This is a genomic window from Bradyrhizobium sp., from assembly GCF_049581145.1.
In the GTDB taxonomy this organism is placed as follows: Bacteria; Pseudomonadota; Alphaproteobacteria; order Rhizobiales; family Xanthobacteraceae; genus Bradyrhizobium.
Window position 1 is genome coordinate 1 of sequence record NZ_JBAURI010000206.1, and the last position, 17,498, is coordinate 17,498.

At 64.3% G+C, this 17,498-nt stretch carries 14 protein-coding genes and 1 pseudogene; 10 read left to right on the plus strand and 5 right to left on the minus strand.

The window, feature by feature from the left end:
• Positions 1-1,672: pseudogene (locus tag WCB02_RS06810) on the minus strand (hypothetical protein); the annotation flags it as partial.
• 355 nt (positions 1,673-2,027) lie between these two features.
• Here WCB02_RS06810 and WCB02_RS06815 point away from each other — a divergent pair.
• From WCB02_RS06815 to WCB02_RS06825, 3 genes are all read left to right on the plus strand, one after another.
• Positions 2,028-3,818, plus strand: coding sequence for an acyl-CoA dehydrogenase C-terminal domain-containing protein (locus WCB02_RS06815; protein WP_423957070.1), 1,791 nt, complete (start codon positions 2,028-2,030; stop codon positions 3,816-3,818).
• Between the two features lie 60 nt (positions 3,819-3,878).
• The gene (locus WCB02_RS06820) at positions 3,879-5,087 is read left to right on the plus strand and encodes an acetyl-CoA C-acetyltransferase (RefSeq protein ID WP_423957071.1); all 1,209 of its coding nucleotides are present in this window, start codon (positions 3,879-3,881) and stop codon (positions 5,085-5,087) included.
• Between the two features lie 136 nt (positions 5,088-5,223).
• The gene (locus WCB02_RS06825) at positions 5,224-7,440 is read left to right on the plus strand and encodes a 3-hydroxyacyl-CoA dehydrogenase NAD-binding domain-containing protein (protein WP_423957072.1); all 2,217 of its coding nucleotides are present in this window, start codon (positions 5,224-5,226) and stop codon (positions 7,438-7,440) included.
• Between the two features lie 158 nt (positions 7,441-7,598).
• Here WCB02_RS06825 and gstA read toward each other — a convergent pair whose 3' ends face one another.
• Positions 7,599-8,216, minus strand: coding sequence for a glutathione transferase GstA (gstA, locus tag WCB02_RS06830; RefSeq protein WP_423957073.1), 618 nt, complete (start codon positions 8,214-8,216; stop codon positions 7,599-7,601).
• 131 nt (positions 8,217-8,347) lie between these two features.
• Here gstA and WCB02_RS06835 point away from each other — a divergent pair, with 131 nt between their 5' ends.
• The 5 genes from WCB02_RS06835 to WCB02_RS06855 all read left to right on the plus strand — a co-directional run bounded on the left by WCB02_RS06835 (position 8,348) and on the right by WCB02_RS06855 (position 12,332).
• The gene (locus WCB02_RS06835; RefSeq protein WP_423957074.1) at positions 8,348-8,836 is read left to right on the plus strand and encodes a MarR family winged helix-turn-helix transcriptional regulator; all 489 of its coding nucleotides are present in this window, start codon (positions 8,348-8,350) and stop codon (positions 8,834-8,836) included.
• A 96-nt stretch (positions 8,837-8,932) separates the two neighbouring features.
• Positions 8,933-10,303 (plus strand): glutamate--cysteine ligase, encoded by a 1,371-nt coding sequence (locus WCB02_RS06840; RefSeq protein WP_423957075.1) that lies wholly within the window; start codon positions 8,933-8,935, stop codon positions 10,301-10,303.
• 280 nt (positions 10,304-10,583) lie between these two features.
• A complete protein-coding gene (locus WCB02_RS06845; protein WP_423957076.1) occupies positions 10,584-11,105 on the plus strand; it encodes a PAN domain-containing protein in 522 nt (173 codons plus the stop codon).
• A 96-nt stretch (positions 11,106-11,201) separates the two neighbouring features.
• Complete coding sequence (locus WCB02_RS06850) at positions 11,202-11,606, plus strand: thioredoxin family protein (protein ID WP_423957077.1); 405 nt, start codon at positions 11,202-11,204, stop codon at positions 11,604-11,606.
• Positions 11,607-11,615: 9 nt separating this feature from the next.
• Entirely contained in the window at positions 11,616-12,332 is a 717-nt protein-coding gene (locus tag WCB02_RS06855) for a cytochrome c biogenesis CcdA family protein (protein WP_423957078.1), read from the plus strand.
• A gap of 71 nt (positions 12,333-12,403) precedes the next feature.
• On the opposite strand, the gene lepB is transcribed toward WCB02_RS06855, so the two are convergent.
• The 3 genes from lepB to WCB02_RS06870 all read right to left on the minus strand — a co-directional run bounded on the left by lepB (position 12,404) and on the right by WCB02_RS06870 (position 15,569).
• Complete coding sequence (lepB, locus tag WCB02_RS06860; RefSeq protein ID WP_423957079.1) at positions 12,404-13,174, minus strand: signal peptidase I; 771 nt, start codon at positions 13,172-13,174, stop codon at positions 12,404-12,406.
• The gene (tldD, locus tag WCB02_RS06865; RefSeq protein WP_423957080.1) at positions 13,171-14,598 is read right to left on the minus strand and encodes a metalloprotease TldD; all 1,428 of its coding nucleotides are present in this window, start codon (positions 14,596-14,598) and stop codon (positions 13,171-13,173) included. Before tldD ends, lepB begins: the two co-directional genes overlap by 4 nt.
• A 443-nt stretch (positions 14,599-15,041) precedes the next feature.
• The gene (locus WCB02_RS06870; protein ID WP_423957081.1) at positions 15,042-15,569 is read right to left on the minus strand and encodes an invasion associated locus B family protein; all 528 of its coding nucleotides are present in this window, start codon (positions 15,567-15,569) and stop codon (positions 15,042-15,044) included.
• Between the two features lie 675 nt (positions 15,570-16,244).
• On the opposite strand from WCB02_RS06870, the gene coxB reads away from it, so the two are divergent.
• Both coxB and WCB02_RS06880 read left to right on the plus strand, forming a co-directional pair.
• On the plus strand, positions 16,245-17,132 hold the full coding sequence (coxB, locus tag WCB02_RS06875; protein ID WP_423957082.1) for a cytochrome c oxidase subunit II: 888 nt from the start codon (positions 16,245-16,247) through the stop codon (positions 17,130-17,132).
• A gap of 76 nt (positions 17,133-17,208) precedes the next feature.
• On the plus strand, positions 17,209-17,498 hold a 290-nt coding region (locus WCB02_RS06880), incomplete at its 3' end, for a cbb3-type cytochrome c oxidase subunit I (RefSeq protein ID WP_423957083.1).

The window sequence follows — 17,498 nt, forward strand, 5'->3', positions numbered from 1 at the left end:
GTTCCGGCGGCTGCGGCGGCGCTGCGCGAGTCGTGCGCAGATCGCCTTCGATCGTCGCCAGACGATCGACCACATGGCCGAGCGTCGAGTGCACCGCCTCGAGCGAATCCTGGGTCTGACGGCCGGCTTCGGTCTGGCTGAAACGGATGTCGGTCAATTCGCGCTTGAACAGATCGATCAGGCCCGCATCCTGCGGACTTGAATCGGACGGTGTCGGCGCCGGGCGACTGCTCTCCATGCCAAGCCGGGCAATCGCTGCATGCTGGTTCTCGAGATGGCGCAGCACATCCTGCAGGCCGTCCTCGACCTTGGTCAGATTGCCGGCGCGAGGATCGCTGGACGACTCCAGGCGCTCGAGCAGATGTGTCACGCGCTGTTCGAGATGGGCAAACGCGGCCGCGCCGTCGCCGCCGACCTGCATGCGATCGATGCGGTCGGACAGGGCCCGCAGCGCGGCCTCGATCTGTTCGGACTGATCGCTGACGACCGGCCGCTCGCGGCTTTCCAGAGCCGAGGTCAGCGCGGCAATGCGCTGTTCGAGGATCGCGAAGGAATCGCCGTTGTTGCCGGCGCGGGTCAATTGATCGACCTTCGACGACAACAGGTGCACGTCCTCCGATAGCCGGGCCAGGGCGTCGTTGGAGGCGACATTGGAGACGATGCCGCGCAGCGCCGCGATGGCGTTTTCCAGCTGCTGCACCGTGGAGGGATCGTCGTTGGCGCGCAGGATCGTATCGAGCTTGGCGCCGAGATTGCGGATCGCCTCGTCGTAGCCGGCGAGCTGCTCGGCCGGCATCAGCGAGCGCAGGACTTCGCGAATTTCGGAGAGCGCACGCTCGATATTGGCGAGGGCCTGGTTGTCGGTCGTGCTCTGCCGGCTGTCGTCGATGCGGCGTGCCAGCGAATGGATTTCGCTCTCGATCGATTCGATCGCGCGGCGCGGCATCGCTTCGGTGATGGCCTGGCGGATTTCCGCCAATTCGCTGCGGAACGCCGCGATCGATTGCTCGATCGCATCGGGGCGGTGCAGCGCCTCGATCTGGCTCGTGATCTTGAACAGTTGCCGCTCGAGCGAGGAAAAATCCGCACCCGGCAGCGGCCCCGGCACGATCGGCGGCGCGTTGCGCGGCGAGATCGCGCGCGCGGCTGAATCGAGCTCGCTCTGGCGCGCCACGATCTCGGCGACCGCGAAATCGAGCGAGGTGGGGCTCAGCGGCGGCGAATTTCGATAGACTTGGTCCGAGGCGAGGCTTGGCGCCTGGCTCGCGATTGGATGCGAGATCTGGCTCGCGACGGCGGCCCCGGCCTTGAGCTGCTTCTCTTGCGCGGGCTTGGCTCCTTGCGGGCTCGAAATCTGCGACAACCGCGCATCGAGCCGCGAAATGGCGTCGTTCAACTGGCGGGCGACGGCGCCCTGGTCGCGGGAGGGATCGTTACGCCGTAGCGGCTGCGAGATCTGCTCGATCTGGCGGGTGATCGAATCCAGCCGCTGGTGAATGTCCGAAACGTCTCCCGTTGGCGGGACGGGATTGCGCGGAGCCGGCGGGGCGGACTCGCCGAGAGTGGAATTCAGCCAGTCGCTCAATGACATGCCGGCCCGCCGCGCGGCGGCCTCAGCCCGGTCGCGGACGGTTGGATCGATCCCGTCGACACTCGATACGCGCGAATTCATGCTTCCGTCCGGTTCCGCTCCGGCGCTCAATCTGGCGCCCACAGCCTCCCCGCGCGTCCCAAACAAGAGACAATCCAATCGTGCGCGGGTCGTCAGCCTCTCAGCTCGACTTTTTCGCGTTACGGTAAAGAACGGGTTAAGGAATGGGTCGGCGGACAGCGAAAGTTACGCCTGCGGCAAAGTGGGGCTGGGCGCAGCCGGGCGCCTCTCCGCAGTCGCGGTCACGTTGTCGCAGCCGCTGCCGCCGCGGGGCGGAGCCATCTAAGGTCCGACTCGGAACCTGAAGTGATTGCTGCGCCGTGAAGTCTATCTTAAACGGGGCGGCCATCCGAAAACCAGCCGCCGGGAGAAACCCATGCCGATTTATAAAGCCCCCGTGGAAGATGTGAGCTTCCTGCTCAACGATGTCTTCCAGATCGACCGCTATGACAACCTTCCCGGTTTTTCGGATGCCTCCGCCGATGTGCGCGAGGCGATCCTGGGCGAGGCCGCCAAGCTCGCCGAGGAAGTGCTGCAGCCGCTCAATCGGGTCGGCGATCTCGAAGGCTGTGTGCGCCATGACGACGGCTCGGTGACCACCGCGAAGGGTTTCAAGGAGGCTTTCAGGCAGGTCGCCGCAGGCGGCTGGCTCGGTCTTTCGGCGCCGACCGAATATGGCGGGCAGGGCCTGCCGGTCACGCTGTCCCAGGCCGTCAACGAATTCCAGTGCTCGGCCAACATGGCTTTCTCGATGTATGGCGGCCTGACCATGGGGGCGACCGCAGCGCTGATCGTGCATGGCAGTCCGGAACAGAAGCAGACCTATGTGCCGAAGATGGTGGCGGGCGAATGGACCGGCACCATGAACCTGACCGAGCCGCAATGCGGCACCGATCTCGGCCTGTTGCGCACCAAGGCGGTGCGCCAGGGCGACGGCAGCTTCAAGATTACCGGCACCAAGATCTTCATCTCTGCCGGTGAGCATGATCTCGCCTGCAACATCATTCATCTCGTGCTGGCGCGAATCGAGGGGGCCCCCGCCGGGATCAAGGGCGTGTCGCTGTTCGTGGTGCCGAAATTCCTGGTCAATGCCGACGGTTCGGTGGGCGCGCGCAACGGCGTCAGCTGCGGCTCGATCGAGCACAAGATGGGCATTCACGGCAACTCCACCTGCGTGATGAATTATGACAGCGCTACCGGCTGGCTGATCGGCGAAGAAAACCGCGGCATGCAGGGCATGTTCGTGATGATGAACGAGGCCCGGCTCGGGGTCGCCGTGCAGGGGCTGGCGCAATCGGAAGTCGCCTATCAGAACGCGGTGGCCTATGCCCGCGACCGCCTGCAGGGTCGCTCGCTGACGGGCGCGAAAGCACCCGACAAGCCGGCCGATCCGATCATCGTGCATCCCGACGTGCGCCGTACGCTGCTCACCATCCGCGCCTTCAACGAGGCGGCGCGCGCCATGGTGGTATGGACGGCGTTGAAGAGCGACGTCGCCCATCGCTCGTCCGATTCCAAGGATCGCCAGGAAGCCGACGACCATATGGGGCTGATGACGCCGGTGCTGAAAGGCTTCCTCACCGACGCCGGTTTCGCCAATGCCGTGCAGGCCCAGCAGATCTATGGCGGCCACGGCTATATCGCCGAGCAGGGCATGGAGCAGTTCGTGCGCGACGCCCGCATCGCCATGATCTATGAGGGCGCCAACGGCATCCAGGCGCTCGATCTGGTCGGCCGCAAGCTGCCGCGGGACGGCGGGCGCGCCGTGATGGCGTTCTTCTCCGAGGTCGCGGCCTTTGCCAGGGAGCATCACGGCGACGAAGCCATGCAGCCTTATGTCGCGCCGGTGAGTACCGCCCTCGGCCACCTGCAGCAGGCCACCACCTGGTTGATGCAGAACGCGATGATGAAGCCGGACAATGCCGGCGCCGCCGCCACCGACTATCTCTATCTGTTCGGCTTCGTCACGCTCGGCTACATGTGGGCGAAGATGGCCAAAGTCGCGCTCGACAAGATTGCGGGCGGCGATGGATCGGCCTATCTGAAGACGAAACTGGTGACCGGCCGCTTCTTCATGGAGCGGATGCTGCCGGAAACCGCGGTCCATCTCGCGCGCATCCAGACCGGATGCGCGACCACCATGGAATTGGCGGCGGAGGCGTTCTGAGATCTGCTTCCGCGGCCAGGCTCAGCTATCATATTATGATCCTCATATCAGGAGAGCGTCATGCCTGAGGCATATATCTACGATCACGTTCGCACGCCGCGCGGCCGCGGCAAGTCCGACGGTGCGCTGCACGAGGTGACGGCGCTGGCGCTCGCCACCGTTCCGCTGGCGGCGCTGAAGGACCGCAACCATCTCGGCGAGGACGTCGTCGACGACGTCATTCTCGGCGTGGTCGATCCGGTCGGCGAGGCCGGCTCCGACATCGCCCGTTTCGCCGCGCTGAAGGCGGGACTCGGCGAGGCGGTGCCCGGCGTTCAGATCAGCCGGTTCTGCGCCTCCGGCCTCGATGCCGTGAATTTCGCCGCCGCCCAGATCATGAGCGGCCAGCACGAGCTTGTGATCGGCGGCGGCGCCGAATCCATGAGCCGGGTCGGCATCGGCGCCTCCGGCGGCGCCTGGCCGATGGATCCCTCGATGGCGGTGCCGTCCTATTTCATGCCACAGGGCATCTCCGCCGATCTGATCGCGACCAAATACGGTTTTTCGCGTGACGACGTCGACGCTTACGCGGTGCAGAGCCAGCAGCGCGCGGCCAAGGCCTGGGACGAGGGCCGTTTCAAGAACTCCGTGGTGCCGGTCAAGGACGTCAACGGCCTCACCATCCTGGCCAAGGATGAGCATATGCGGCCGGCGACGACGATGCAGTCCCTGGCGTCACTCAAGCCATCGTTTGTGGAGATGGGCCAGATGGGCGGCTTCGATGCGGTCGCGATCCAGTCGCATCCGGAAATCGAGCGGGTGAATTACGTGCATCATGCCGGCAATTCCTCCGGCATCGTCGATGGCGCCGGCGCGGTGCTGCTCGGCAGCAAGGAGGCGGGCACCAAGCACGGCCTGAAGCCGCGGGCAAAAATCCGCGCCTTTGCCAATATCGGCTCGGAGCCCGCGATGATGCTGACCGGCCCGGTCGATGTTACCGAAAAGCTGTTCCAGCGCTCGGGCATGAAGAAGTCCGACATCGACCTGTTCGAATTGAACGAAGCGTTTGCCTCGGTGGTGCTGCGCTACATGCAGGCCTTCGAGATCGATCCCGCCAGGATCAACGTCAACGGCGGCGCGATCGCGCTCGGTCATCCCCTCGGCGCCACCGGAGCAATGATTCTCGGCACCGTGCTCGACGAGCTCGAGCGCACCAACAAGCAGACCGCATTGGTGACGCTGTGCATCGGCGGCGGCATGGGCACCGCGACGATCATCGAACGGGTGTGAGGCCGTAGGCCGTAGGTGGGCAATGCGAAGCGTGCCCACCGATCGAGTTGACAAGAAAATGGTGGGCACGGCGCGAAGCGCGCGCCTTTGCCCAGCCACCGCAGCGGACGCAGCGATCGAATTGGGAGCACACCACATGGCCTTCAAGAATTTCAAAGTCGAGACCGATACCGACGGCATTGCGCTCGTCACCTGGGACATTCCGGGACGTTCGATGAACGTGCTGGATGAGACCACGATCACCGAGCTCGAGGCGATCGTGAAGCAGACCTCGACTGACGCCGCGGTCAAGGGCGTGGTCGTCACCTCGGGCAAGGATGCATTCTCTGCCGGCGCCGACCTCTCGATGCTGGAGGGCATGAACCGCCGCTACGCAGAGCTCCTGAAGGAGAAGGGCGAGGTCGCGGCCAACCAGATGCTGTTCGACGAGAGCCGCAAATCCTCGCTGGTGTTCCGCGCCATCGAAACCTCGGGCAAACCCTGGGTCGCGGCGATCAACGGGCTCGCGCTCGGCGGCGCCTTCGAGCTCACATTGTCGTGCCACCACCGCGTCGCGGCCGAAAACCCCAAGACCCGGCTCGGCCTGCCCGAGGTCAAGGTCGGGCTGTTCCCCGGCGCCGGCGGCACCCAGCGGGTGCCGCGCATCGTGCCGCCCCAGGAGGCGATGACGCTGCTGTTGAAGGGCGAGGCCGTCGATCTCGCCAAGGCCAAGGCGTTGAAGCTGGTCGACGCCATCGTTCCTGCCGCCGATCTCATCAAGGCGGCCAAGGACTGGATCAAGGGCGGCGGCAAAGCCACAGCCCCCTGGGACGAGAAGGGTTTCAAGCTGCCAGGCGGTCCGGTGTTCTCCAAGGCCGGCATGATGATGTTCCCGGCCGGCAACGCGATCTATCGCCGCGAGACCTATGACAATTATCCGGCGGCGCGCGCCATCATGAGCTGCGTCTACGAGGGCCTGCAGTTGCCGATCGACGCCGCACTGCGCATCGAGTCGCGCTATTTCGCGCAGATCCTGCGCTCCAAGGAAGCCGCGGCCATGATCCGCAGCCTGTTCCTGTCGATGCAGGAGCTGAACAAGGGGGCGCGGCGGCCGCAGAACGTGCCACCGACCAAGGTGAAGAAGCTCGCCGTGATCGGCGCCGGCTTCATGGGCGCCAGCGTCGGTTACGTCTCGGCGCGGGCCGGCATCGAGGTGGTGCTGATCGACCGCGACCAGGAGTCTGCCGACAAGGGCAAGGCCCACGCCAGGAAGGTGATCGACGATCTCGTCGCCAAGGGCCGCGCCAAGGACAGCGATCGCGACGTCATCCTGTCGCGCATCACCGCGACCCCCGACTACAACGCGCTCAGGGATTGCGATCTCGTCATCGAAGCCGTGTTCGAGGACCGCAGGGTCAAGGCCGAGACCTATGCCAAGGCGCAGCCGCTCTTGAAACCGGACGCGATCTTCGCCTCCAACACCTCGACCCTGCCGATCAACTCGCTGGCCGAGGAATTCAAGGATCAAGGCAAGTTCATCGGGATCCACTTCTTCTCGCCGGTCGAGAAGATGATGCTGGTGGAGATCATCGTCGGCAAGAACACCGGCGAACTCGCGCTGGCGACCGCGCTCGACTACGTCCGCGCAATCGGCAAGACGCCAATCGTGGTCAATGATTCCCGCGGCTTCTTCGCCAATCGCTGCGTGCTGCGCTTCACCGCCGAGGGCCTGGAAATGCTGATGGAAGGCGTGCCGCCGGCGATGATCGAGAATACCGCCAGGATGGCCGGCATGCCGGTCGGGCCGCTATCGCTGTCCGACGAGGTGGCGCTCGACCTCGTGCTCAAGATCATGAAGGCGACGGAGGCCGATCTCGGCGCCAACGCCATCGACCAGGCGCAGAAGAAGCTGATGGTCGAGATGGTCGAAAAACAGGGCCGCTTCGGCCGCAAGAACGGCAAGGGCTTCTACGATTACCCCGAGAAGGGCCGTGGCAAGAGCCTGTGGGCCGGGATCGCGGCGCTGCAGCCGAAACATCTCGATCCGGATACGCTGGATGTCGAGGAATTGAAGCAGCGCTTTTTGGTGGTGCAGGCGGTGGAAGCCGCGCGCACGGTGGAAGATCACGTCATCACCGACATGCGCGAGGCCGATGTCGGCTCGATCCTGGGCTTCGGCTTCGCGCCGTTCACCGGCGGCACACTGTCCTATATCGATTTCATGGGCACCAGGAAATTCGTCGAACTCTGCCACAAATTCACGGCCAAATACGGCGCCCGCTTCGCTCCGCCGAAACTGCTGGAGGAGATGGCTGCCAAGGACGAAACCTTCTACGGTCGCTTCCCGCCGAAGAAGCAGGTAGCGGCGGCGTAAACACGTCGCGAGACCCCGTTCTTCCCGGCCAAGCGATCATTTCCGGGGCGAACCACACTCACCGGCTGGATCACCGGCGAATGCGGGTGATCCAGCCGCCGCAAAAAGAGACCCGGATCGTCGATCCGGCCCTGTTGTTGATGACCGTTCGCGAAAGCTCACGCCGCCTTCAGCAGGCCTTCCTTGGTCAGCGCCTCCTGCACCTTCGGGCGGGCGGCGACGCGGGCCTTGTAGGCCGTCAGGTTCGACAGGCTGGACAGGTCGAAGCCCAGCCGTTCGGTGGCCCACAGCAGCATGGTGAAGAGGTAGCCATCGGCGACGGTGAACTGACTGCCCATCAGATAGTCGCGGCCAGCCAGCTGGCCGTCCAGATATTTGAACTTGCCCATCGCCCGGTCCTTGAAGAAGGCCTTGGCGTCGTCGGCCAGCACCGGCGAGAACATCGGGCCCAGATTCTTGTGCAGTTCGGTGGTGATGTAGTTCAGCCACTCCAGCAGCTTGTAGCGTTCGGCGCTGTCGCGCGCCGGCGCCAGGTTCTTGGCCGCGACCTTGTCGGCGATCATCTGGACGATGACCGGGCCTTCGGTTACCAGTTCGCCGGAGTCGAAGGCCAGTGCAGGCACCTGGCCCTTGGGACTGATCTTCAGGAAATCGTCACCGTTTTCGAGCTTCTTGGCGCGGAGGTCGACCTTGACCAGCTCGTAGGGCAGGCCGGCTTCGAGCAATGCGATATGGGGGGAGAGCGAGCAGGCGCCGGGCGAATAATACAGCTTCATCGGATTTTCCTCCTGTTGAAACGCTTGGTTTAACGCCAAAACGCCACTAAATGCGTCTGCATGAAAGAGTCAAGATTGATGCAGATGCATTTAGTGCGCTAGGCTTGCTGGTGGGAGACAAGAGTTCGGCCATGAAGCGTAAACCATCGACCGAGGCGACCGCAGCCTGGATCCGCCTGATGCGGGTGCAGAGCCGCGTGCTGGACGCCGTCGAGCAGGACCTGAAGAAAGCAGGCTTCCCGCCGCTGGCCTGGTATGATGCCCTGGTCGAGCTGTCGCGGGCGCCCGCGGGCGAGCTGCGGCCGGTCGAGCTGGAGCGGCAGATGCTGATCCCGCAATATTCGACCTCGCGGCTGATCGACCGCCTCGTGGACGAGGGACTGGCGGCGCGGCGCGAGTGCAAGATCGACAAGCGCGGCCAGTTCGTCGAGATCACCGAGGCGGGCCGTGAACTGCAGAAGAGGATGTGGGCCGCGTACTCGGCCGCGATCGAAAGGCACGTCGGCTCGAAACTGTCGGACTCGGACGCCATCAGGCTCTGCGCGCTGCTCGACCGGCTGGGCTGCTCCTGCGGCGAGATGTCTTCGCCCGCGATGGGCGAGGGCGCGCCACCGCGATGACCTTGTTTGAAACGTTCACGTCCGCGCGCCCGGTGGTTCGCGGACATCCCCGACACCGCGCGCATCCGACCGAGGCGCCCTTGATCCGGAATTTGCATGGCGCGTGACCAGATCGATATGACGCCTCTCCAATCACGCGATGAACTGGTCGCGTGGCTGGCCGCAGGCTCCAAGCCGCCGTCCGAATTCCGGATCGGCACCGAGCACGAAAAGACGCCGTTCACGCTGCAGGGGCATCACCCCGTGCCCTATGAGGGCGCGCGCGGCATCGGCGCGCTGCTCGAAGGCATGCAGCTGCTGCTCGGCTGGGAGCCGATCATGGAGCACGGCAATATCATCGGCCTCTATGACGTGACCGGCGGCGGAGCGATTTCGCTGGAGCCGGGCGGCCAGTTCGAATTGTCGGGCGCGCCGGTCGAGACCGTGCATCAGACCCAAAGCGAGGTGATGGCGCATCTGGCGCAAGTGCGCGAGGTGGCGACCCCGCTTGGCATCGGCTTTCTCGGGCTCGGCATGACGCCGTCATGGTCGCGCGAACAGATCCCGGTAATGCCCAAGGGCCGCTACAAGATCATGACCGACTACATGCCGAAGGTCGGCCGTTACGGCCTCGACATGATGTACCGGACCTGCACGGTGCAGACCAATCTCGACTTCTCCTCCGAAGCCGACATGGTCAAGAAGCTCCGCGTCTCGCTCGCGCTGCAGCCGGTTGCGACCGCCCTGTTCGCCAATTCGCCGTTCACCGAAGGCAAGCCGAACGGCTTGCTTTCGTTCCGATCCGAGATCTGGCGCGACACCGACAATGCGCGCTCCGGCATGCTGCCATGGGCGTTCGAGCCCGGCATGGGGTTCGAGCGCTGGGTCGATTATGCGCTCGATGTTCCCATGTATTTCGTCAAGCGGGGCGACAGTTATATCGACGTGGCGGGCTCCTCGTTCCGCGATTTCTTCGAGGGCAAGAACAAGGCCTTCCCGGGCGAGCGGCCGACGCTATCGGACTGGGCCAACCATCTCTCGACGATTTTCCCCGAGGTGCGGCTGAAGCGCTACCTCGAAATGCGCGGCGCCGATGGCGGCCCGTGGGGCCGCCTGCCGGCGTTGCCGGCGTTCTGGGTCGGGTTGCTCTATGACGACACCAGCCTGGACGCCGCCTGGGATATCGCCAAGCACTGGAGCGCGCATGAGCGGCAGGCGCTGCGCGATGATGTGCCGCGCTTCGGCTTCAAGGCCAGGATCAAGGATCGCTATCTGTTCGAGATCGCCAAGGAATGCGTGAGGCTCGCGCATCTCGGCCTCAGGCGGCGCAATCGCATCGATCATTTGGGCCGCGACGAGACCCGGCATCTCGAGCCGCTCGACCACATCATCGAAGCCGGCCGCACCCCGGCGGAGGAAATGTTGGAGAAATTCAATGGTGCGTGGCGCGGCTCGGTCGAGCCGGCTTACGACGAGTATGCATTTTAGAGCATGATCCGAAAAAGCATGCCCTCGGGCGGCGACCGGTTCTCCGAAACGATCATGCTCAGACAAAAAGTCGGATCGCGATGAGGATTCATCCCGAAATCATCGCGATCGCGATGTTTTGCGCCGACTGAAGCCAGGTTGCCCTCGGCGTCTTTTTGTGCCGTTCATCAGCCGTACAGGTTCGTGGCGATCAAATGGCGGTGCTTGAAAAATGCAAGCGCGTTCAATAGGTCGGAAGCAATCGCGGATGAGAACAGGCCGTCTGCTCGGGGCGTGGTTGATGACGCTCGCATGTCTGGCGGTCATCGCGGCGGCGCGCCCCGCGCACGCCCAGACCAATTACGACCGTCCGGGCGGCGATTACATGAAGGCGCCGATCGAATCCGGCGACCCCCAGGACTGCGCATTGCTGTGCGAGCGCGACCACCGTTGCCGGGCCTGGAGCTTCAATTATCCGACCGATCCCGCGGTCGGCGCGGTGTGCTGGCTCAAGAACACCGTCCCCCCCCGCGTCGAGGACAATTGTTGCGTTTCCGGCGTGCGCGGCGCCGGCGTGGTCGAACTGCGCAATGGCGCAATCGAAACCTCGATCGACCGCGCCGGCGGCGACTACCGCAGCTTCGAGCTCAAGAAAGGCGAGGGCGATGAGGCTTGCAAGGCGGCCTGCACCGCCGACAACAAATGCCGGGCCTGGACCTATGCCCGTGCGGGCTATGTCGGCAGGGAAGCCCACTGCTTCCTGAAGAAGGAGGTCAAGCCGCCCCGGCGCAAGGCCGGCTATATATCCGGGGTGGTACGGTAACGTTCCTGGCACCTGGTTCGTATAGGCAGTGCGGACCCGGCCCGAGCTCGTCATGGTGGAACGAGAGGACGCAGGGCGCAAAGCAGGGAGTTCACGATGATCTTGACGCGCAGATTCTTCACCGGGGCGATGGTCGCCGCGGCATTCGCGACCGCGGCTCTCGCCACTGCCGCTTCGGCCAACACCGCGCTTCCGTTTTCGGCGGAGGCCTTCAAGGCCGCGCAAGCCGCGGGGCGGCCGATCCTGATCGAAATCCATGCCGGCTGGTGCCCCACCTGCAAGGCGCAGCTGCCGATCCTCGACAAGCTGACGGCGGAGCCGAAATTCAAGGACCTCAAGATCTTCCGGGTCGATTTCGACGCGATGAAGCCGGAGGTCAAGGCGTTCGGTGCGCGGATGCAGTCGACCCTGATCGTATTCAAGGGCGCTGCCGAACAGGCCCGTTCGGTCGGCGACACCAGAGAAGCCTCGATCGCCGCATTGCTGGACAAAAGCCTGTGAGACCTTGACGTGATCGCGGTTGCGCTGGCCTTTCTGGCCGGATGCCTCTCGATCCTGTCGCCTTGCGTCCTGCCATTGGTGCCGATCGTGCTGGGCGCGGCGATTGCCGCACATCGGCTCGGCGCCGTGGCCCTGGCGATCGGTCTTGCGGTATCCTTCACCGGCCTTGGGCTGCTGCTGGCGCTGGCGGGATTGGGGCTCGGCATCGATGCCGGCACATTCCGCCTGGCGGCGGCCGCCGTGATGTTCATGCTCGGTGCCGTTTTGCTCGTGCCGTCCTGGCAGGCCCGGCTTGCCGTGGCGGGCGGTCCGGTGTCGAGCTGGGCCGACCAGCGCTTCGGCGGCTTTGCGTCGTCCGGATTGCCGGGCCAGTTCGCGATCGGGCTTCTGCTCGGCGCTGTCTGGTCACCCTGCGTCGGGCCGACGCTCGGAGCGGCATCGCTGCTCGCCTCGCAGGGGCGGGACGTCCCACAGGCCGCGCTGACGATGCTGGCTTTCGGCATCGGTGCTGCCCTGCCGCTGATGCTGCTCGGACTGCTCTCGCGCGCCACCCTGATGGGCGTCCGCGGCCGCCTGATGGCGGCGGGCCAGCTCGGAAAGGCCCTGCTTGGCGCCTCCTTCATCGCCATCAGCATCGCCATCGCCAGCGGCGCCGACAGACGCGTCGAAGCTTTGCTGGTCGACGCCTCGCCGGCATGGCTCACGCAATTGACGACGTCGTTCTAGCCCGAAGGTTCTAGCCCCAGGGTTCTATGCCCCAAGGTGCGAGCCTCAAGGCTCCTCGTCAGCGCTTCCGTTCAATGCACCGCGGTGAAGAACCGCGCGACGCGGAAACCCGACAGCCAGGTCCAGACCGGCTGGTTGCGGATGCCGAGGTCCCACGAGCCCACCACGGCATCGGCACGGCCGACGAGATTGTCGACCGGCAGCAGCCCGACGCCGCCGTCGCGCACGGGGACGCGGCTGTCGGCGGAGTTGTCGCGGTTGTCGCCGAGCACGAACAGGTGTCCGGCCGGTACCGTCACTTCCTGGGTATTGTCGAGCCGTCCGTTGTCGCGCAGCTTGAGGATTTCGTGCGAGACGCCGTTCGGCAGGGTCTCGATATAGCGATAAGCGGGCTCGGAGCCGCCATTGTCGTCCTCGGCCTGACCGATGCCGTCCGGCTTCAAGGCTGCCGGATGGTCGTTGATGAAGAGCTGGCCCTGGCGCATCTGGATGCGGTCGCCGGGCAGCCCGACGACGCGCTTGACCCAGGCCTGCGAGTTGTCGCCCGGCCAGCGGAACACCACGACGTCGCCGCGCTTCGGCAACTCCTCGAACACCCGGCTGGATTCCGGCAGGTTGATCTGCATCGGCAGCGACGCGGTGCCGTAACCATAGGGGAATTTCGAGGCCAGCAGCGCGTCGCCGATCAAGAGCGTCGGCTCCATCGAGCCGGACGGCACATAGAACGGCTCGGCGATCGCGCCCTTGGCAAGGAATACCACCAGGACGATACCGACCAGCTGCAGCGCCTGCGACAGCCAGCTCGAGCTCTTGGTGCTCGATGCAAGTTTCTCGATGCTCATCGGCCGGTGCCTCCGACAGTGATCCGTTCCATCCGCAGCGTCGGCTGGCCGACGCCGACCGGCACACCCTGGCCATTCTTGCCGCAGGTGCCGATGCCGGTGTCGAGCGCGAGGTCGTTGCCGATCATGGTGATGCGGTGCAGGTCGGTCGGCCCGTTACCGATCAGCATCGCGCCCTTCAGGGGCGCGCCGATCTTGCCGTTCTCGATCTTGTAGGCCTCAGTGCACTGGAACACATATTTGCCCGAGGTGATATCGACCTGGCCGCCGCCGAAATTGGCGGCAAAGATGCCGTTCTTGACCGAGGCCATGATCTCCGCGGGATCGCGTTGGCCGGCCAGCATATAGGTGTTGGTCATGCGCGGCATCGGGACATGGGCATAGCCCTGGCGGCGGCCGTTGCCGGTCGGCTTCATGTTCATCAGCCGCGCGTTCTGGCGGTCCTGCATGTAGCCGACCAGAATGCCGTCTTCGATCAGCACGGTGCGGTTGGTCGGCGTGCCCTCGTCATCGATCGATAGCGATCCACGCCGCGATGCCATGGTGCCGTCATCCACCACGGTGACGCCCTTGGCCGCGACCTGCTGGCCCATCAGGCCGGCGAAGGCCGAGGTCTGCTTGCGATTGAAATCGCCCTCCAGCCCATGGCCGACCGCTTCGTGCAGCATCACGCCGGGCCAGCCAGCGCCGAGCACCACGTCCATCTCGCCGGCTGGCGCCGGCACCGATTCCAGATTGACCAGCGCTTCGCGCAGCGCGCCGTCGGCGGCCTCGCGCCAGGATTTGGCCTCGATGAAGCGCGCGTAACCTTCGCGGCCGCCATAGCCCTTGCTGCCGCTTTCCTGCCGGTCGCCTTGGCCTGCGACCACGGAAATATTGACCCGCACCAGCGGCCGGATATCGCGATAGCTCTCGCCGTCGGGCCGCAAAATCTCCACCACCTGCCAGGTCGCGCCCAGGCTGACCGTGACCTGCCGCACCCGCGGGTCCTTGTCGCGGACATAGGCATCGATCTCGGCAAGCAATTTGACCTTGCTCTCGAACCCCGGCGCGTCGAGCGGATTGTCGTCGCCATAGAGCCGCACATTGGTGTGCGGGGGCGGCGCGGCAAAACTGCCGGAATAGCCGTTGCGGACCGCAGAAACGGCATCCGCCGCGCGGATAAGCGCCGGCAGCGAGACGTCGGAGGAATGGGCATAGCCGACGGCGTCGTCCTTGACCGCGCGCAGGCCAAAGCCCTGCGAGGTATCGTAGGTGGCCTGCTTCAGCCGGCCATTGTCGAACATCAGGGCTTCGGTCTGGCTGTATTCCAGGAACAATTCGCCGTCATCGGCGCCGGACAAGCCCCGGCCGACCTCGTGGCGCACGGCGTCACGGTCGAGATTGGCGCGGTCGAGAAGCGAGGTTGTAGCAGGATTGGTCATTAAATCAGTCCATTGTCGCGGCATGGCACCCAACATAGTGGTTTTCCCGCCATAGCGCGAGGGGCAGCGTCAACAGGTCGCCATGCGATGAATCCGGTCGAAATCGGTCCGATCGCCGAACAGCATGTCGAAAGCTTTCACAGCGCCCTCGATTTCATCCGACCCTCGATTTCATCGCGCGGGAACGCCGGTATCTGGCGTTTCTGCAGGCACCCCCGCTCGATTCGACGCGAGCCTTCATCCTGAACGACATCAGGCGAGGGTATCCTCAATGGTCGCGACGGCGGCAGGCGATGTGGTCGGCTGGTGATGTCACGCCCAAGGTTTCGAGATCGAGGGCCCGCAGCGCGACGCCATTCGCCTCGATGGCGTCTGCGAAAACGTCATCTGCGTGGCTATCCTGCCTTCAATGGCTATCCCGCTTTGAGCGGCGATGGCTTCGCTCACGGCAGCTTGTCAAACCCCTCCGCCAGCCCGTTCAGACTGAGCGGAAAGCCGATACCCTCTTCCGGCGTCTCGAAGATGATGAAGGTCGCGGTCTTGGCAGCCTTGAGTTGGCCCATCAGCTTGTCGTCCATGATCACCTCGGCGACGCAGCCATTGGGCAAGCATCGGACAAAGCCGGCGCGGCCGACATCCTGATTATCGAGCTTCAGCCCGAGACCGGAGGGCAACAGAACGCCGAGCGGCGCCACCACGCGCATCAGCCGGTTTTTCTGGTCGGCCGTCTTCAGCACGATCACGGTGAGGCCGGCATTGGAGCGGTCTTCCGCCACCACGCTCTGGATCAGCGCGCATTGCTCGGCCTGCGCGCCGGGCGGGGTGTCGCAGCGGATCTGCCAGTCGCCGTGCACCGAGCGCACCGCGCCCTGCGCCTGTGCCTGCGCGGTCCAGCCAGCAATGAGGCAGGTAACCGCCAACGCCAAGGACGCGAGCCAGGACACACGGCTGCTGCTGATTGCGCGCTTCATGAGGTGTTTCGAGGGTCCCATTCGGGTCGGTCCTTAGGATAGTCCCTTACCGCCCAGCGCGAGCGATTGATACGGCAATGAGGGCGCCTTTACGGCAATGAGGGCGCCATCAAGGCGATTTGTTCGCCATGTCTCAGCAAACCGCAACATCTCTCGGCAAATCGCAAGCCCGGCAAATCGCAATCCCGGTAAATCCAAAGCTTGGCGAACTCCGATATTGGCAACTCCAGGCCAGATCTGTTTGCTCTCAAGATGCTTCCGCGGCGAATTTGCGAATCAGTGCTCGCGCGCCATGGAACGCACCCATCGGGGGTACAGCGCGTAAAATGCCTGTCAAGCGGTGCCAGGCCGCTCCGGCTGCGCAGGTTATCCCCTTCGCGGGAATAATTAATGTGACAGTCGCGCAATTCCGGCCCGTGAAAGGCGGCTGCTGCGTCATGCGCCCTACTACTGCATTGCGACAGGTCAAGAATTATGGTTTGAGAAGTTAGATTTCGGCGTTCTAGCGATCTGGCCTCACAGGACCTCGCAAGGTCCGTCTCAGGGCCGTTTGTCAGGGGGCGGATCGTGCGGCATTTTGCCGTCGGGGCGGGGTGCCCTGCGGCATAGCCTTTGGACGAAAGATTCTCGGGGCAAAAGATCCTTGGGACGAAAGATTTAGGGAGCGCGAGCGGCATGAAGATGTCGAGGGGCCAGATCGGCCGGCGGTTTCGCCATCGGTTACATGGATTTGCGGTAGCCGGATTTGCCGTGGCCGCCGTCACGCTGGCGATGGCCGGGACGGCATTCGCTGAACTGGGGCAGCCGGCGCCGTGGGAATACTCGCTGCAGCAATCCGGCTCGCCGGTAATGGACCAGATCCACTGGTTCCACTCGGTGGTTCTGGCCATCATCACCGTCATCACGCTGTTCGTGCTGGCGCTGCTCGTGATCGTGATCGTCAAGTTCAACGCCAAAGCCAACCCGGTGCCCTCCAGGACCACCCACAACACGCTGATCGAGGTGGCGTGGACGCTGATTCCCGTGCTGATCCTGGTCGGCATCTCGGTGCCGTCCTTCCGGCTCCTGTTTCTGGAGCTCGACGTGCCGAAGGCCGATCTCACCATCAAGGCAACCGGCAAGCAGTGGTACTGGAGCTATGCCTATCCCGACAACGGCAAGTTCGAATTCGATTCGCTGCTCGCCTGCGACGAAACCCGCGAAAAATGCCAGCCGCCGCGGCTGCTCGCGGTCGACAACGAGATCGTGGTCCCCGTCAACAAGGTGATCCGCGTTCAGGTCACGGGCGCCGACGTGATCCATTCCTTCGCGGTGCCGGCGTTCGGCATCAAGATCGACGCGATCCCGGGCCGGCTCAACGAGACCTGGTTCAAGGCCGACAAGACCGGCATGTATTACGGCCAGTGCTCCGAGCTGTGCGGCAAGGACCACGCCTATATGCCGATCGCGGTCAAGGTGGTCGAAGACCAGGAATTCGCGACCTGGGTCGATGCCGCGAAGAAGAAATATGCCAGCGCGAAGACGGACACCTACGCATCCGCGGCTGGCGCCGTGGCGCAGTAAGACGCCGCGGGTAGGGACAAGGGCGACCGGGCCGGTCAGGTTCGGGTTGTAAGGGACTGCAAGGCAGGATTTGAAAATGGCAACGACTGCAGCGACACACGGCGATCACGTCCATGATGACCACGCGCACGACCATCCGACCGGGTGGCGGCGTTTCGTCTATTCGACGAACCACAAGGACATCGGCACGATGTACCTGGTATTCGCGATCATCGCCGGCATCATCGGCGGCGCGATGTCGATCGCGATCCGGGCCGAACTGATGTATCCCGGCGTTCAAATCTTCCACAACCCCCATACCTACAATGTGTTCGTGACCTCGCACGGCCTGATCATGATCTTCTTCATGGTGATGCCGGCGATGAT